The sequence below is a fragment of the Mycobacterium sp. 663a-19 genome (assembly GCF_035616495.1).
Lineage (GTDB): Bacteria > Actinomycetota > Actinomycetes > Mycobacteriales > Mycobacteriaceae > Mycobacterium.
In genome coordinates this window covers 48952-65662 of sequence record NZ_JAPJAV010000009.1, presented here as the reverse complement: position 1 = coordinate 65662, position 16711 = coordinate 48952, and the positions used below count along the sequence as shown (strand labels likewise).

Here is a 16711-nt window from a genome sequence, read left to right as displayed (position 1 = left end):
ACCGGGTAAGGTTATTCCTTCGGGTCCGACAGGCCCGGTATGTACGGAGGAAGGCCTTCCGTGTACCAACCCACCGGCTGGTTGCGCCATTCTTCCGGAACGTGCGGCAGCGTGAAGTCGTTCTGGTACGCCGAGCAGCCGACGGTGCGGCCGATGTCCAGCGCCACATCGGCCAACTTGCTCAGGTCGATTACTTCACTTGTCGATTCCCTCCCGATGGCCATAGGCATGATTTCGACGACGCACTGACCCACGACAGCCCTCACATGCCCCAGGTAATTCAGCACGAATACGTATTCCCCTTCTCGCTGGCCGGTGATCTCGTAGGCCTCGGGGTTTGGGCTCCGCAGATCCAGACCGGACGGGCACTCCTCCGCCGGCCGGTGTGCCCAGCGCCAGCGCCCGCTGATTCGCGACGGCGCCCTCGATCTCGGCTCCGATGGCATCGAGTTGCTGCCTTCCCCCAGCGCGGTCCGATAGGCGGCCCGCAGCGTGGGGACGACGACCCGGTCGGCTTCCACGGGCGCCCGGACGCCCTGGGCCAGCGCCGTCTCCCGGGCGCGCGCCGCGTCGGGGGCGGCACCGGTTTCTTCGGACACGCCGAAACGGTATTCAGGCCAAACGGGGGCGACAAGTCACCCCACCTTGCCACGCCCGAAAGACGTTACTAGGATATGCAAGTATTCACCGCGTAGGACAAACAAGGACACCCATGACCACACAGATCCCGCACTTCATCGATGGAAAGCGCACCGCCGGCCAGGCCAGCCGCACCGCCGACGTTTTCAACCCCAGCACCGGACAGGTGCAGGCGAAGGTGCCGATGGCCGGCAAGGCCGACGTCGACGCGGCGGTGGCGTCGGCCGTCGAAGCCCAAAAGGGCTGGGCCGCATGGAATCCGCAGCGCCGCGCCCGTGTGCTGATGCGGTTCATCGAGCTGGTCAACGCCCACATGGACGAGCTGGCCGAGCTGCTGTCCCTCGAGCACGGCAAGACGGTGCCCGACGCGCGCGGCGACATCCAGCGCGGCATCGAGGTGATCGAGTTCTGCCTCGGCATCCCGCACCTGCTCAAGGGCGAGTACAGCGAGGGCGCCGGCCCGGGCATCGACGTCTACTCGCTGCGGCAGCCGCTGGGCGTGGTCGCCGGCATCACCCCGTTCAACTTCCCGGCGATGATCCCGCTCTGGAAGGCCGGGCCCGCGCTGGCGTGCGGGAACGCGTTCGTGCTCAAGCCCAGCGAGCGTGACCCGTCGGTCCCGGTGCGGCTGGCCGAGCTGTTCGTCGAGGCCGGCCTGCCCCCCGGCGTGTTCCAGGTCGTCCACGGCGACAAGGAGGCCGTCGACGCCATCCTGCACCACCCCGACATCAAGGCGGTCGGTTTCGTCGGCAGCTCGGATATCGCCCAGTACATCTACTCGACCGCCGCGGCGACCGGCAAGCGGTCGCAATGCTTCGGCGGCGCCAAGAACCACATGATCGTGATGCCCGACGCGGATCTGGATCAGGCGGTCGACGCGCTGATCGGCGCCGGGTACGGCAGCGCCGGGGAGCGGTGCATGGCGATCAGCGTCGCGGTGCCGGTCGGCGAGCAGACCGCGGAGCGGTTGCGCGCCAGGCTCGTGGAGCGGATCAACAACCTGCGGGTGGGTCACAGCCTGGACCCCAAGGCCGACTACGGCCCGCTGGTGACCGAGGCCGCGCTGGCGCGGGTGCGCGACTACATCGGCCAGGGCGCCGACGCCGGCGCCGAGCTGGTGATCGACGGCCGGGAGCGGGCCAGCGATGACCTCTCGTTCGGTGACGCCAACCTCGAGGGCGGATTCTTCATCGGCCCAACCCTTTTCGACCGCGTCACCCCCGACATGTCGATCTACACCGACGAGATCTTCGGGCCCGTGCTGTGCATGGTGCGCGCCCACGACTACGAAGAGGCCCTGCGGCTGCCCTCGGAGCACGAGTACGGCAACGGCGTGGCGGTGTTCACCCGCGACGGCGACACCGCCCGCGACTTCGTCTCCCGCGTGCAGGTGGGCATGGTCGGAGTCAACGTGCCGATCCCGGTTCCGGTGGCCTATCACACCTTCGGCGGCTGGAAGCGTTCCGGCTTCGGCGACCTCAACCAGCACGGGCCGGCGTCGATCCAGTTCTACACCAAGGTCAAGACCGTCACGTCGCGGTGGCCGTCCGGCATCAAGGACGGCGCCGAATTCGTCATCCCCACAATGAATTAGCAACATGTTCACCCTCAACGACGACGAGCGCGTCATCACCGAGACCGCGGCCGCCTTCGCCGAGAAGCGGATGGCCCCGTTCGCGCTGGAATGGGATGCCACCGACCACTTCCCGACGGACGTGCTACGCGAGGCCGCCGACCTGGGCATGGCGGCGATCTACTGCCGGGAAGACGTCGGCGGCAGTGGGCTGCGCCGGCTCGACGGCGTGCGCATCTTCGAGCAGCTGGCCATCGCCGACCCGGTCACGGCCGCGTTCCTGTCCATCCACAACATGTGCGCGTGGATGGTCGACTCCTTCGGCACCCCGGAACAACGCAAGGCCTGGGTGCCCCGGCTGGCCTCCATGGACGTGATCGCCAGCTACTGCCTCACCGAGCCCGGCGCCGGATCCGACGCCAGCGCGCTGAGCGCCCGCGCCGTCCGGGAGGGTGGCGACTACGTGCTCGACGGCGTCAAGCAGTTCATCTCCGGCGCCGGAGCCTCCGACGTCTATGTGGTGATGGCCAGAACCGGCGGCCCGGAAAATCCCGGCCCGCGCGGCATCTCCGCGTTCATCATCGAAAAGGGCACGCCGGGCCTGAGTTTCGGCTCGCTCGAGCAGAAGATGGGCTGGCACGCCCAACCCACCGCGCAGGTGATCCTGGAGGGTGTGCGGGTGCCCGCCGACGCGATGCTGGGCGGCGCGGACGGCGAGGGCGCCGGCTTCGGCATCGCGATGAACGGCCTCAACGGCGGCCGGCTCAACATCGCGGCCTGCTCGCTGGGCGGCGCACAGGCCGCCTTCGACAAGGCGGGAGCCTACGTGCGCGACCGGCAGGCGTTCGGTTCCGCCCTGCTGGACGAGCCCACCATCCGGTTCACGCTGGCCGACATGGCCACCGGGCTGGAGACCTCGCGAATGCTGTTGTGGCGGGCCGCAAGCGCGTTGGACGCCGACGACGCCAACAAGGTCGAGCTGTGCGCGATGGCCAAACGCTACGTCACCGACACCTGCTTCGAGGTCGCGGACAAGGCCCTGCAGCTGCACGGCGGCTATGGCTACCTGCGCGAGTATGGTCTGGAAAAGATCGTCCGCGACCTGCGGGTGCATCGAATCCTGGAAGGCACCAACGAAATCATGCGGGTGGTCATCGGCAGGGCCGAGGCCGCGCGGTTCCGCGCCAGCGCGTAGGAAGGTCCGAGATGACGGAGCACGTGGTGGTGGCCTTCCTGGGTCTGGGCAATATGGGCGCGCCGATGGCGGCGAATCTCGTTGCCGCCAAGCATGCGGTGCGCGGCTTCGATCCGGTGCCGGCAGCTGCGGCCGCCGGAGCCGCGGGCGGCGCAACCATATTCGACAGCGCCGCCGACGCGGTCGCCGAAGCCGACGTGGTGATCACCATGCTGCCCAACGGCGAGCTGGTCAAGCGCTGCTACGCCGATGTGTTGCCCGCCGCGCGGGCCGGTGCGCTGTTCATCGACAGCTCGACGATCTCGGTCAACGACGCCCGCGAGGTGCACTCGCTGGCGGAATCGCACGGCATGCCGCAACTGGACGCGCCCGTGTCCGGCGGGGTCAAGGGCGCGGTCGCCGGGACGCTGGCGTTCATGGTCGGCGGCGACGGGTCCGCCCTGCAGAGGGCGCGACCGGTGCTGGAACCGATGGCGGGCAAGATCATTCACTGCGGCGCGGCGGGCGCCGGGCAGGCCGCCAAGGTGTGCAACAACATGGTGCTGGCCGTGCAGCAGATCGCGATCGGCGAGGCGTTCGTGCTGGCCGAGAAGCTCGGGCTGTCGGCGCAGGCGTTGTTCGACGTGATCACCGGCGCGACGGGCAATTGCTGGGCCGTGCACACCAATTGCCCGGTGCCGGGCCCGGTGCCGACGTCGCCGGCCAACAACGACTTCAAGCCGGGTTTTGCGACCGCGCTGATGAACAAGGACCTGGGGCTGGCGATGGATGCCGTGAAATCGACCGGCTCCTCGGCGCCGCTGGGCAGTCACGCCGCCGAGATCTACGCCAAGTTCGCCGCCGACCACGCCGACAAGGACTTCAGCGCGGTGATCGAGATGCTGCGCGGCAGCTGAGCTGAAAACCTTGTGTCACTGCACCTTTCGGCCGAGGAACGCGGCCAGCTGGTCGGCGGGCGGGCGCTCGGGCGGGCAGGGCTGCTCCTCGGCGAAGGGCTTGCCGGGCCCGCGGAACTGCGGCCCGACGAACGCCCGCGCCGCGGCCAGTTGCTCGGTCGCCAACTCGGGGTCGAGATCGGTGGGCTGGCCGGTGGCCGCCGCGAGGTCCCACGCGTGGGTCAGCACATCGCTGGTGCGCAACCCGATGAACATCTGTCCGGGAATCTCCCCGAACGGCAGCGTGAACATCCTTGACATCCCGTCCGGCCCGGCGAAGGCCTGCTGAGCCGCGGCGGCGAAGGCCCGGTGGGCCGCGACCGGGTCGTCGGGCCGCGCCGGCAGCTCCTCGCCCGCCAATTTCCCGACGTTCGCATTGCCACCGATGACGTGTTCGATCAGGTCCCGAATCGTCCATTCCGAGCAGGGCGTCGGCGCGTCCAGCTGGTCGGCGCTGACGTTGGCAAGGACGCCCGCGAACGCGTCCTGGGCGCGCTGGTGAGCAACTAGTGGGTCCATGTGTCTGCCTCCAATCTCAGAAGTCTCCCGCGTTGCGCCGCAGGGTTTCAATAGCCGACACCAGCGCCCGCGCTTCGTCGTCCCCCATGCCGATGTCGGCGAACACCTGCTCGTTGAGGGTGACCGTGGCGTCCTCGACGGTGGAGCGGCCCAGCTCGGTGATCTGCACCAGCGTCGTCCGGCCGTCGGTGGGGTGCGGCACGCGCTGAACCAGCCCGTCGGCCTCCAGCCGGCGGATCGCGTGGGTCACGCTCGTGACGTGAACCTGCAGCCGGTCGGACGCCTTGGTGATCGGCAGCGCGCCGGTGCGGCTGAAGGCGAGCAGCCGCAGCAGCTCGAAACGGGAGAAGCTCAAGTCGTAGGGCCGCAACGCGGTCTCGACGCGAGCCAGCAGGATCTGATGGGCACGCATCACCGACGTCACCGCGACCATGCCCTGCGAAACATCGCCCCACCCGGCACGCTCCCAGTTGGCCCGCGCCGCCGCGATCGGATCCCGTTTGTCGACGGCCACGCCCTTTCTTACCGCACTTGCAGCCCCGGCGGGAACTTTCCCACCGCGGACAGCACCGCCTTCGTCGACGCCCGATTGCCCACGGTGATCCGTGCCCCACCGTCCGCATAACAGCGAACGTGCAGCCCGCTGTCCGCGAACACCTCGCGCCACAGCCGGCCCCGCCCACCCCTCGCGGGCAGATACACGAAGTTGGCGTGCGCGTCGGTGGTGTAGATCCCCAGCGCGCTCAGGTGCATCCGCAGGTAGCGGCGTTCGGCGGTGATCACCCGGATCCTTTGCTGCAGTTCGTCTTCGGCGTTGTAGGACGCGGCGACCGCAGGCAAGCTGGTCATCGCGATGCCGAATGGCAGTTGCTGCGACCACAGCATCCGGGCCAGCTCGCGAGACGCCACCCCGTAACCGATCCGCAGCCCGGCCAGCCCGTAGGCCTTGGAGAAGGTCCGCACCACCACGACGTTCGGGAATCGGGCGAGCAGCGCCACCACGTCGATGTGGTGCTCGGGCGCGGCGAACTCGATGTACGCCTCGTCGAGCACCGCGATGGTGTCGCGCGGCACGCGGCGCAGGAATTGGAGCAGCTGGGCCGCCGGCTCGAGGGTGCCGGTCGGGTTGTGTGGCCGGCACACCACCACGACCCGGGCATCCGCGGCGGCGTCGGCCAGCCCGTCGAGGTCGTTGTGTCCGCGCTCGTCGAGCGCGACGGTCACCGATTTCAGCCGCGTCATCTCGGCGACGATCGGGTAGCCGTCGAAGGTCGGCGCCGACATCGCTATCGCGTCACCCGGAACGGTCAGCGCCTGCAGCGCCTGCAGCACCACCCCCGTGGCCCCGGCGCCCAGCACCACCTGCTCGGCGGGCACGCCGATGCGGTCGGCGATCAGGCGGCGCAACCGCTCGGGCAGAAACTCCGGATAGCGGTTGGCCGCATCGATGGAGCGGATCAACACCGAACGCACCGCCGGGAGCGGCGGAAACGGATTTTCGTTGAGCGACAACGCGTGCGGGTCGACCGCGTCGGGAAACGCGTCGTCCAGCTCGGCCGCCAGCGGGCCCAGCAGGGTCATCCCCGTCCACCCCAGCGCACCGCCGCCGCGCCGGCGAAGTCACCGGCGTGGGCGAACGCCGCCATCATCACGACGTCGCCCGCCTCGAGCTGACCGTCGGATATCGCGCGGTCGAGGTTCACCGGGATCCCGGCGCCGAACAGGTTGCCGCACTCTTCGAAAGTGTCCCGGTGCCTCTCCTTGGGTAGCTCGAGCGCGTCACGCCAGTTCCGCAGGAACGCGCGGTTGGGCTGGTTGGTGACCAGCAGGTCGATGTCCTTGGCGGGCAGGCCGATTCGGTCACAGACCGCCAGCGCCACCTCGGGAACCTGCCGGTTGCCCCGCGCCAGGACCTTGGTGATCTTGCTTTCGGTGAACCCGATGCTGCCCTCGCCGGGCCCGGCCGCCCACCACTTGCGGGGCGGGTCGTAGGACAGCGTCATCTCGCCGGCGTATTCGCCGTAGGTGCGGCACTCGACGTCGAGGATGGGCGAGGAGTCGCCCACCGTGACCAGCCCGACCGCGGCCCCGTCGCCGGGCACCGCCGACTGCGCCTTGCGGCGGATCGTGGGCTGGTCGAAAAACTGGCCGGCCGCGTTCTGCGCGATGGCGATCAGCGCGCTGTGTCCCGCGCCGGTCGACAGCAGCTTGCGGGCCACGTTGAGCGCCAACACAAATGCGGCGCACCCGCCGTTGTTCAGGTCCAGCACCCAGGAGGGGCGCAGGCCCAGCCGGTGAGCGATGCCGCCGCCTTCGCCGTAGAACGCCATGTCGGGCACCTGGGTGTGGGTGATCAACACGTCCACACCCTCGATCACGTCGTGGCCGTGGCGCTCGATCAGCCCCTGCGCCGCGCGCTCGACCATGTCGACCGCCGTCTCGTCCGGCGCCACGTGGTGGCGAAACTTCGGCGCGCGGAACATGAGGTTGTCGCGCAGGTCATCCGACTCGGCGAATTGCGCGTAGTACTCGGCGCCGATCGGTTCACCGGGCAGGTAGGTGGAGACGTCGACCAGGCTGACGGTGGGCTGGCTCATGGTGTCCTCAGATCATCCATTTCGGGGTTACCGGAAGGCCGTTGCGGTGGCGGTATTCGGCGATCGCCTTGAGGTTCTTCATCTCCAGTAGGTGGCCGGCGCCGAACATGTCCCAGAAGTCGCCGACCCAGACCGGGCGCTGCGGCGGCGCCGTCTCCGGATACGGGTTGCGGTCGTAGAACGGGTGGTGGCAATTGGTCCACAGCACAACCGAACCCGGCCTGTCGAGTACCAGCTGGGCGTCGATGACGCGCATCAGATAGATCATCCACAGGTGCTTGCCCTGATCCCAGGCGCAGTGGTAGTCGACGGTGCGCACCTGCTCGTTGACGACGGTGCGGGTGTAGATCTTGGTTTCCGAGCCGAGCCGGTCGTAGGCCAGCCACAGGCCCGGTTCGTCGGTGGTGGTGAAACCGCGCAGGCTGTACGTCCACTCCTCGAGGCTGCGCGTGTCCGACATGTACTCGAACAATTCGTCGGGCGGACAGTCGATGTAGTCGTTGACGGTGCAGTACTCACCGAAGACTTGATCGTGCGGGTACACCGAACGCATCATGTCCATGATGATCGGCGTCGCCTTCTCCCGAGGGCTGGTTTCGATGCGGACGACCCCCTCGATGGGCGTGGGGATGTCCTCAAGCGCTGGCAGCGACATCGGATCGGTTCTCCTTCTCGATTGAAATCTCGTCTGGGACAGAAGCTTTGACCGGAACCCGGCTGAGAAAAGGTGCGAACGGCGGGATCTCGTCGGCCGCACACTCGACGCTGACCACCGCAGGCCCGTCGACGTCGAGCGCCGTGCGCATCGCGGCGGCCAGGCCGCGGAGGTCGGTGACGTCGACGGAGGTCAGACCCGGGAACATGGCGGCCAGGCCGGCCCCGAGCCGGCTGGGCCGGAACCGGTTGTAGCTGTACAGGTCGTCGTAGAACAGCTGCTCGCGGGTCACGCACATGGCGTGGGCGTTGTTGTTGAACAGCACGAACGTCACCGGAAGCCGGTAGTGCACGGCGGTGTGCACCTCCATGCCGTGCATGAAGAACGCCCCGTCCCCCGCGATCACCACGGTGCGGCCGCGGGGCCGTCCGCTGTTGGCGCGCCCGAAGGCCATCCCGATGCCGGCGCCGAAGCTGTACCCCATGCCGCCCATGCCGAGCGCGACCGCGAACCTGCCGCCGCGACGCGCCCCCAGGTGGTGGATCGCCGCCGCGCCGGTGTTGCCGGCGTCGACCACGATGTCCGCCCCGTCGGGCAGGGCGTCGTCGAGCACCGCCATGGCGGCGCGGTAGCGCACCCCGTCGCCCTCGCACGGAGGCGGCGCCAGTTCGGTGCGCCGGACCGCGTCGGGCACCCGCACGCGCAGGGGCCGTCCGGGCCCGGACAGCGCCTGGGTCAGCATGCGCAGCGAGCCGCGCAGGTCGTCGGTGTGCACGTGCGTGCACTCGAGGTACGGCGGTGCCGACCCGATCGAGACCGTCCGGACGGTGGCCAGCGCGTCGTCGAGGCCGGTGCGCGCGGTGACCGACAGCCGGGTGCCGACGACGAGGCACACGGCGCTCGCGGCCACCGCGTCCGCCACCCCCGGGTGGCCCATCACGCCGGTCACGCCGAGCGACGACGACGACCCGAATCCCGGTGTGCCCGCGACGTCCTTGGCGTCGGGCACCGTGGCCACCCGCGCGCGCAACACCGCGCGCAGCGCCTCGAGCTCGGCGCGGGCGTCGTCGCGGGCCACCTGCTCGCCCGCGATGATGGTGACCGGGCCGTCCGCGTCGCGCAGCACGCCGACGATCGGGGCCGGGTTGCCGATGGGCCGCAGGTCGTGGACGCGACCGCCGGACGACACCTCGATGTCGACGTATCCCTGCTGAATGTCCTTGGGCAGCAACAACACTGCCGGGCCACCCGTGCGCGCCACTGAGATGGCCTCCGACAGCGCCGCAACGATGTCGGCCGGCTCGAGCACCCGCCGGCACCACAACGACACCGCGCAAAAAACCGCCTCGGCGCTCAGCGATCCGTTGCGGCCGCTGGTGTCCTGGAAGCTGCCGCGCCCGTCCATGGTTGTGGGCGCCTGGCCGACCAGGGCCAACACCGGAACCCGGCTCGTCAGCGACTCCCCCAGCGCCGCGACGAGATTCAGCGCGCCGCCACCCGACGTCGCCGCGACCACACCCAGTCCGGCCCCGCTGCGGCTGTAGCCGTCGGCCATCGTGGCGGCCGAAAACTCGTGCTTGGCCAGAACCGCGGTGATGTCGGACCGGAAATGCGCGGCGTCGTAGAGATCCTCGATGTTGGCGCCGTCGACGCCGAAGATGTGGTCGACTCCGATTGCTGCGAGACATTCGACGACGTGGTCGACCACCCGGCATTTCCGAGGCATGTCATGTACACGGCCCGCGAGCGAATCGAGTTCACCGCGGGCGGGAATTTACAGCGAGCGCTGCAGCAGAACCTGCCCGGTGTCGGCGGCCACCACCTGCACGGCGGCGATCTGGTCCATCGGCGTGGAGATGCTGCCGGCCGGCGTCGCGGTGTGGCCGGGCTCGGCCACCCAGGTCGCCAGGCGGGTCTGGCTGCCGTCGCGGCCCACCACAACCATCGCGAGCGTGTCGTGGTGCGCGTACTGCGGGGCCAGGCAGACACACTTCAGGTTGATGAACGTCCCCCAGTGCTGACTGGACAGCGACACCGTGGAGGTCAGCAGGGTGGTGCCGACCTGCGCCATCGGCTGCGCGGACGCGGCCATCTGCGGCGCGGACGTCGAGGGGTGGCCCTGGACGCCGATGAACACGCCGATCCCCAACACGACGGCCGCGGCGGCCGAGGCCACGCACGTCGTCACCCGGGCGCGGCGGCGGCGCCAGCGCACCGTTGCCAGCAACGACGGCAGCAGGTCGGGCGACATCTCGGGCGTCGGCGACGACTGGCCGGCCTCGCCGATCGCGGCGACCTCGTCACGGTCGAGGTGCGAGAGCAGGGCGGGGACGCCGCTGAGCTCGGCGACGGCCTCGCGGCACGCCGGGCAGGTGGCCATGTGCGCCTCGAATTCGCGGCGGTCGACGGCCGACAAGGACCCCAGCACGTATGCGGCATCCCACATCGCGTAACGGTGGTCGTCCTGAACGGTCACACCAAACACCTCGTCGTCCCCGGGCGGGCCGAGGCCCCGTAGCGGCATCCTCATCTCATCCATCTCCTGTCACCCTCAAGTATTCGGAGCCGATGACCAGCCGGATGGGCGGTTGTGTAGTCATCGGGTGACTCCGAGTTCCTGCAGAGTGAGCCGCAATGCCCGCACGGCATAGTGTAGTCGCGACTTCACGGTTCCTTCGGCGATGTCGAGGTCGGTGGCGATCTGCGCGGTGGTCCATCCGCGGTAGTAGGACCGCTCGATCACGGCCTTGTGCTCCGCGGACAGCTGCGCCAGCGCGTCGGCGATCAGCAGCCTGTCCAGGGCCGCGTTGACCTGGTCCGGGGTGGACTGCTCGGGCGCGCCCTCCTCGTCGAGCGACCCGACCACGTTGCGGTGCCGCGCGCTGCGGCGATCGTCGATGATCATGTTCCGGGCCACGGTGAACAGCCACGCCCGCGCCGACCTCTCGGTGTCGCCGACGACTTCGGGGTGTTGCCAGGCCCGCAACAGCGTCTCCTGGACGACGTCCTCGGCCTGGCTGGCGTCGCCGGTCAACCGGAGCGCGTAGCGCCACAGAACCGCGGCGTGCTCGTCGTAGAGCGCCTTCATCAGAGCGGCTTCGGCAGCCCTGGACGACCCCCAAGTGCCGGCAACCCGAGCCACTCGATCACCTCCGCCTACTGACACGAGTCAAGCGGGTGTTGAGTTCAAGGCTAGGCGAGCGTGAGGATGCGCGGCCCCGCCTCGGTCACCGCGACGGTGTGTTCCCAATGCGCCGCGCGTGACCCGTCGGTGGTGGTCACCGTCCATTGGTCGTCGAGGACCACGGTCTTGCCGGTTCCTAGCGTCAGCATCGGCTCGATGGCCAGCACCGAGCCGGGGGCCAGCACCGGGCCCCGGCCCGGGGAGCCCTCGTTGGGCAGGAACGGATCCATGTGCATGTGGCGGCCGATGCCGTGGCCCCCGTACCCCTCCACGATCCCGAAGGCGCGCCCGTAGCGGGCCTCGGCGGCGTGGGTGCCCGTCTCGATGGCGAACGAGACGTCGGTCAGCCGGTTGCCGGCCACCATCGCCGCGATTCCGGCCTCGAGCGACTCCCGGGTCGCCGCGGACAGCGCCTCGTCGGCCGCGTCCAGCGGGCCGACCCCGAAGGTGATCGCGGCATCCCCGTGCCAGCCGTCCAGCACGGCGCCGCAGTCGATGGACACCAGGTCGCCGGGCGCCAGCGTTTCCGCGGCGGACGGGATGCCGTGCACCACCCGGTCGTTGACCGACGCGCAGATCGACGCCGGGTAGCCGTGATAGCCGAGGAACGACGGGATCGCCCCGGCCTCGCGGATCACCGACTCCGCGATCTGGTCCAGGCTCAACGTCGACGCCCCGGCGACCGCGGCCGCGCGCACGGCGTCCAGCGCGGCGGCGACCACGGCGCCCGCCGCGGCCATCGCATCGAGCTCCGCCGCGCTGCGCTGCGGCACGACCCTGCGACTGCGCAGCCGCGCCAGCGGGCTCATCGTTACTTGCCCAGCGCTCGCAGCGCCCGGGCGAACACCTCGTCCACCGTGCCCACGGCGTCAACCGTCTTCAGCTGGTCGCTGTAGTACTCCAGCAGCGGGGCGGTCTCGTCGCGGTAGACCTTCATCCGGTTGAGGATGACCTCGTCGGTGTCGTCGGCGCGGCCGCGCCCCTTGAGCCGGGCGAACAGCTCCTCCTGCGACACCCGGAACTCCAGCACCGCGTCGATGTCGGTGCCCCGGCGTTCGAGCATCTCGTGCAGCGCCTTGGCCTGCTCCAGCGAGCGCGGGTAGCCGTCGAGGATGAAACCCTTGGCCGCATCCGCGGCGCTGAGCCGGTCGTCGACGAGCTGGTTGGTCAGCTCGGAGGGCACCAGGTCGCCGGCGTCCAGGTAACGCTTGGCCTCGCACCCGAGTTTGGTGCCGTTGTTGATGTTGCTGCGGAACAGCTCGCCGGTGGAGATTTGCGGGATCCCGAGCTTCTCGGCGAGCCGTTCCGCCTGCGTGCCCTTGCCCGCCCCTGGCGGCCCCAGCAAAACGACTCTCACTTGAGGAACCCTTCGTAGTTGCGCTGCATGAGTTGGCTCTCGATTTGTTTGACCGTATCCAAACCGACGCCGATCATGATCAGAACCGCGGTACCGCCGAAGGGCAAGTTCTGGACCGCTCCGCCATTGCCGATCTGGAGGAACAGGTTCGGCAGCACGGAGATAGCGCCCAGGTAGATCGAGCCGGGCAGCGTGATCCGGCTCAGCACGTAACGCAGATAGTCGGCGGTCGGCTTTCCCGGCCGGATGCCCGGAATGAAGCCGCCGAATTTCTTCATCTCGTCGGCACGCTCGTCGGGATTGAAGGTGACCGACACGTAGAAGTACGTGAAGAAGATGATCAGCCCGAAATAGATGCCGATGTAGACCGGGTCGCTGGGGTCGGACAGGTAGCTGCCGACGAACTTGTCCCACCAGCTGTTGCCCATGCCGCCGCTGCCGCTGCGGACCAGCTGCGTGATCAGGTGCGGGATGTAGATGAGCGACGACGCGAAGATCACCGGGATAACGCCGGCCTGGTTGACCTTGAGCGGCAGATAGGTAGACGTCCCGCCATACATGCGCCGGCCCACCATGCGCTTGGCGTACTGCACCGGGATGCGGCGCTGGCCCTGCTCGACGAAGACCACGCCGACGATGATGATCAGCGCGGCCACGCAGACGGCGGCGAAGATGACCCCACCGCGGCTGTCCAGGATCTGCTTGCCCTCGGCGGGGATGCGGGCGGCGATGCCGACGAAGATCAGCAAAGACATGCCGTTGCCGATGCCGCGTTCGGTGATCAGCTCGCCCATCCACATCACCAGCGCCGCGCCGCCCGTCATCACCAGCACGATCACCACCAGCGTGAAAATGCTCTGATCGGCGATGATGTCCAGCGAGCAGCCCTGCAGCAGCCCGCCGTTGGCCGCCAGCGCCACGATGCTGGTGGCCTGCAGGATGGCCAGCGCGATGGCCAGGTAGCGGGTGTACTGCGTCATCTTGGCCTGGCCGGACTGGCCTTCCTTGCGCAGTTCCTCGAACCGCGGGATGACGACGGTGAGCAGCTGCACGATGATGCTGGCGGTGATGTAGGGCATCACCCCCACCGCGAACACCGTCAGCTTCAGCAGCGCGCCGCCGGAGAACAGGTTGATCAGCGAGTAGATCTGCCCGGCCTCGCCGCCGCTGGCCTCCTTGATGCACTGCTGCACGTTCGGGAAGTTGACGCCGGGCGACGGCAGCGCGGCGCCCACCCGGTACAGGACGACGATGCCAAGCGTGAAGAGGATCTTCCGTCTCAGGTCGACTGTCCGCAGCGATGAGATGAAAGCCGAAAGCACTCTTCCTCCTGCGCAGCCGGGGGGTCATCCTGCGTTACGCGCGCTCAACACCCGCAGGCCAGGACGTACGGCGTCACGCGTCAAATCGTGTACGAGACTAACAGCTGATGTGAGTAGGACCTGTCAAGGGCCGTTCAGGACACAGCCGGCGCTCAGCGGCCAGGCGTAGAGTGCTGATGTCTCATTGCATTTGCTAAGTATCTACAGGAGCGCGATGACACGGACCGATCAAGACAGCTGGGACCTGGCCTCCAGCGTCGGGGCCACCGCCACGATGGTCGCGGCGGCCCGCGCGCTGGCCAGTGCGGGAACCGAACCGATCATCAACGACCCGTTCGCCGCGCCGCTGGTGCGCGCGGTCGGGCTCGATTTCTTCCGCCGCCTCGTCGACGGCGAGATCGGTGAGATCGCAGCCACCGAAACGCCCGACGGCGGCGCACGGGACCTGGCGCTGGAGACCGATTCGATCGCGGTGCGCACCCGCTTCTTCGACGACTTCTTCCTCAACGCGGCCCGCGACGGGGTTCGTCAGTCGGTGATCCTGGCCGCCGGCCTCGACGCGCGCGCCTACCGGCTGTCCTGGCCGCCCGGCAGCGTGGTCTACGAGGTCGACCAGCCCAGGGTCGTCGACTTCAAGAACGCCACGCTGGCGGCCCTGGGCGCCGCGCCGTCCACCGACCGGCGAACGGTCAGCGTCGACCTGCGCGACGACTGGCCGGCGGCGTTGCGCAGCAGCGGGTTCGACGTGACCCAACCGACCGCGTGGAGCGCCGAGGGCCTGCTGATGTACCTGCCGCCCGAGGCTCAGGACCGGCTCTTCGACAACATCACCTCGCTGTCCGCGCCGGGAAGCAAGCTGGCCACCGAATACCACGGCGACTCCGACCGGACGATGACCGAACGCGCGCAGCAATTCAACCAGCGTTGGGCCAATTTGGGGTGCGACATCGACCTGTCGGGGCTCTTCTTCGACGGCGAGCGCAGCAACGTCGTCGAATACCTGACCGGGCTGGGCTGGCAGGTCAGCACGCGGGAGCGGCGCGAGTACTTCGCCGACTACGGTCTGGTCTTCCCGGACGACGAGACGTCCCAGCTACGCAACATCGTCGCCGTCACCGCGACGCTGGGTTAGGAGCCCGCCGTGGCCGATACCGACAGCGATACCCGCCGTTTCGAAGGCGACAGTTGGGATCTGGCGTCCAGCGTGGGCGCCACCGCCACCGCGGTGGCCGCCCGGCGGGCGATGGCCTCGAAGGGCCCGAACCCGCTCATCGACGACCCATTCGCGGAACCCCAGGTGAACGCGGTGGGCGTGGACGCCTTCATCCGGATGATGAACGGCGAAATCGAAGGCGCCGAGGACGATCCCGCGTTCACCCCGCGGCGGCTCAGCGAGGGGATGGCGGTCCGCACCCGGTTCTTCGACTCGTTCTTCACCGACGCCGCCGACGCCGGCATCCGCCAGGCGGTCATCCTGGCCTCCGGCCTCGACACCCGCGCCTACCGGCTGGCATGGCCGGCCGGCACCGTCGTCTACGAGATCGACCAGCCGAAGGTGATCGAGTTCAAGACCCGCACCCTGGCCGGCCTCGGCGCAACCCCGACCGCCGACCGCCGGGCGGTGGGCATCGACCTGCGCGACGACTGGCCGAACGCCTTGCGCGCCAGCGGATTCGACACCACGCGGCCCGCGGCCTGGATCGCCGAGGGGTTGCTGGGCTACCTGCCGCCGGACGCGCAGGACCGCCTGTTCGACAACATCACCGCGCTGTCCGCCGCCGGCAGCAGGCTGGGCACCGGCTACGTGCCGAACATCCGCGACCGCATCGAAAAGCGGGGCCGCGAGATCAGCGAGCGCTGGCGCCGGCTGGGGCTGAACCTCAACTGGGCCGACCTGGTCTACCCCGGCGAGCGCAACGACGCGGTGGCCTACCTACGCGAGCGGGGCTGGCGGCCGACGGTGCACGGCACTCCAGAACTGTACGCCGCCAACGGTTTTGACTTCCCCAGCGAAGCGTCGATAGTCGCGTTCGGCGACATTCGATACGTCTCGGCGGTGCTAGCTTAGGGTTTGGCCGCCGGCGCCCGAACCACCAACGGCACGGCAGGGAAGCAATACGCCATCTCCGACCGTGACTTGCGCAGCGCGGCGGTGCCGTAACCCCTCTTGCGGTGCTCGGGGTGAATCCAGATCCGCACGTTCACCTCGCCGCCGACCAGCTCGCCGAACACCATCCCGACCTTCTGCCCCGAGTCGACGGCCACGAACCAGGCAGCCTCCTCGTCGTCGACGCGTCGCAGCGCCGCGCGGATCTCGTCGTCGAGGTTGCCCGCGGGGCCGCCGGAGCCGTCGCCGGCGGCGCCGACGTCCTCGGTGCGCGCGGCGAAGATGTCGCGGTCGTGCTCGGCGGAAAAGGGCCGCAGCTCCAACGTCTCGCCGGAGCTGGCCGGCCGCTCGCCCAGCGTGAAGCTCAGCTGTTTGTTCAGGTCCTCGAGCTCGGCAAGGATCTTGCCGCGCGAGTCGCGGGTCAGCTGAGCAAACGACATGCCCATCACCGCTTCGGCGGCGGCATGCGACGTGTCGAGCAAGTTGACGATCGCCTCGACCGCGGCCGCGTTGTTCTCGGACTCGACGACGACGTCGGCGATTTCGTGCCGGCGTTCCAGGGCGTTCAACAGGGCGTCGGCGATCTCTCGGCGGACGGCTTTGCGGTCGTGGTCGGCGATCATTGCAC

General features: G+C 69.0%; 17 protein-coding genes and 1 pseudogene. 5 read left to right on the top strand and 13 right to left on the bottom strand.

Annotated features, from left to right (window positions below; translation table 11 throughout):
• Positions 1-11 precede the first annotated feature (11 nt).
• Positions 12-371, bottom strand: a pseudogene (locus OQ968_RS17105) (hypothetical protein); the annotation flags it as partial.
• A 341-nt stretch (positions 372-712) separates the two neighbouring features.
• Between OQ968_RS17105 and OQ968_RS17095 the strand changes: the two are divergent.
• Genes OQ968_RS17095 through mmsB form a run of 3 tightly spaced genes read left to right on the top strand, consistent with a single transcriptional unit; the run spans position 713 to position 4303 of the window.
• Positions 713-2233: a CoA-acylating methylmalonate-semialdehyde dehydrogenase gene (locus tag OQ968_RS17095; RefSeq protein WP_324679958.1), complete on the top strand. Its 1521-nt coding sequence runs from the start codon at positions 713-715 to the stop codon at positions 2231-2233.
• A gap of 4 nt (positions 2234-2237) precedes the next feature.
• Complete coding sequence (locus OQ968_RS17090; RefSeq protein WP_324679956.1) at positions 2238-3407, top strand: acyl-CoA dehydrogenase family protein; 1170 nt, start codon at positions 2238-2240, stop codon at positions 3405-3407.
• A gap of 11 nt (positions 3408-3418) precedes the next feature.
• Positions 3419-4303 (top strand): 3-hydroxyisobutyrate dehydrogenase, encoded by an 885-nt coding sequence (gene mmsB / locus OQ968_RS17085; RefSeq protein WP_324679954.1) that lies wholly within the window; start codon positions 3419-3421, stop codon positions 4301-4303.
• A gap of 15 nt (positions 4304-4318) precedes the next feature.
• Here mmsB and OQ968_RS17080 read toward each other — a convergent pair whose 3' ends face one another.
• The 11 genes from OQ968_RS17080 to secY all read right to left on the bottom strand — a co-directional run bounded on the left by OQ968_RS17080 (position 4319) and on the right by secY (position 13976).
• Positions 4319-4861, bottom strand: coding sequence for a TIGR03086 family metal-binding protein (locus tag OQ968_RS17080; protein WP_324679952.1), 543 nt, complete (start codon positions 4859-4861; stop codon positions 4319-4321).
• 16 nt (positions 4862-4877) lie between these two features.
• Positions 4878-5375 carry a MarR family transcriptional regulator gene (locus OQ968_RS17075; RefSeq protein ID WP_324679950.1) on the bottom strand — a complete coding sequence of 166 codons (498 nt, stop codon included), beginning with the start codon at positions 5373-5375 and terminating at the stop codon, positions 4878-4880.
• Between the two features lie 8 nt (positions 5376-5383).
• A complete protein-coding gene (locus OQ968_RS17070; RefSeq protein WP_324679948.1) occupies positions 5384-6442 on the bottom strand; it encodes a pyridoxal phosphate-dependent aminotransferase in 1059 nt (352 codons plus the stop codon).
• Positions 6439-7458 carry a 3-oxoacyl-ACP synthase III family protein gene (locus OQ968_RS17065; RefSeq protein ID WP_324679946.1) on the bottom strand — a complete coding sequence of 340 codons (1020 nt, stop codon included), beginning with the start codon at positions 7456-7458 and terminating at the stop codon, positions 6439-6441. Before OQ968_RS17065 ends, OQ968_RS17070 begins: the two co-directional genes overlap by 4 nt.
• 7 nt (positions 7459-7465) lie before the next feature.
• The gene (locus OQ968_RS17060; protein WP_324679944.1) at positions 7466-8113 is read right to left on the bottom strand and encodes an SRPBCC family protein; all 648 of its coding nucleotides are present in this window, start codon (positions 8111-8113) and stop codon (positions 7466-7468) included.
• A complete protein-coding gene (locus OQ968_RS17055) occupies positions 8094-9839 on the bottom strand; it encodes a thiamine pyrophosphate-binding protein (protein ID WP_324679942.1) in 1746 nt (581 codons plus the stop codon). The genes OQ968_RS17060 and OQ968_RS17055 overlap by 20 nt, the downstream gene beginning before the upstream one ends.
• Positions 9840-9887: 48 nt before the next feature.
• Positions 9888-10643, bottom strand: coding sequence for an anti-sigma factor family protein (locus OQ968_RS17050; RefSeq protein ID WP_324680208.1), 756 nt, complete (start codon positions 10641-10643; stop codon positions 9888-9890).
• A gap of 66 nt (positions 10644-10709) precedes the next feature.
• Positions 10710-11255 carry a sigma-70 family RNA polymerase sigma factor gene (locus OQ968_RS17045; RefSeq protein WP_324679941.1) on the bottom strand — a complete coding sequence of 182 codons (546 nt, stop codon included), beginning with the start codon at positions 11253-11255 and terminating at the stop codon, positions 10710-10712.
• Positions 11256-11305: 50 nt separating this feature from the next.
• On the bottom strand, positions 11306-12106 hold the full coding sequence (gene map, locus OQ968_RS17040; RefSeq protein WP_324679940.1) for a type I methionyl aminopeptidase: 801 nt from the start codon (positions 12104-12106) through the stop codon (positions 11306-11308).
• Between the two features lie 2 nt (positions 12107-12108).
• Positions 12109-12654, bottom strand: coding sequence for an adenylate kinase (locus OQ968_RS17035; protein WP_324679938.1), 546 nt, complete (start codon positions 12652-12654; stop codon positions 12109-12111).
• On the bottom strand, positions 12651-13976 hold the full coding sequence (gene secY, locus OQ968_RS17030) for a preprotein translocase subunit SecY (protein ID WP_324679936.1): 1326 nt from the start codon (positions 13974-13976) through the stop codon (positions 12651-12653). The genes OQ968_RS17035 and secY overlap by 4 nt, the downstream gene beginning before the upstream one ends.
• Before the next feature lie 214 nt (positions 13977-14190).
• Here secY and OQ968_RS17025 point away from each other — a divergent pair, with 214 nt between their 5' ends.
• Complete coding sequence (locus OQ968_RS17025; protein WP_324679934.1) at positions 14191-15108, top strand: class I SAM-dependent methyltransferase; 918 nt, start codon at positions 14191-14193, stop codon at positions 15106-15108.
• Positions 15109-15117: 9 nt separating this feature from the next.
• On the top strand, positions 15118-16044 hold the full coding sequence (locus tag OQ968_RS17020; protein WP_324679932.1) for a class I SAM-dependent methyltransferase: 927 nt from the start codon (positions 15118-15120) through the stop codon (positions 16042-16044).
• On the opposite strand, the gene OQ968_RS17015 is transcribed toward OQ968_RS17020, so the two are convergent.
• Entirely contained in the window at positions 16041-16703 is a 663-nt protein-coding gene (locus OQ968_RS17015; RefSeq protein ID WP_324680206.1) for a GNAT family N-acetyltransferase, read from the bottom strand. The genes OQ968_RS17020 and OQ968_RS17015 overlap by 4 nt on opposite strands.
• Between the last annotated feature and the right edge of the window lie 8 nt (positions 16704-16711).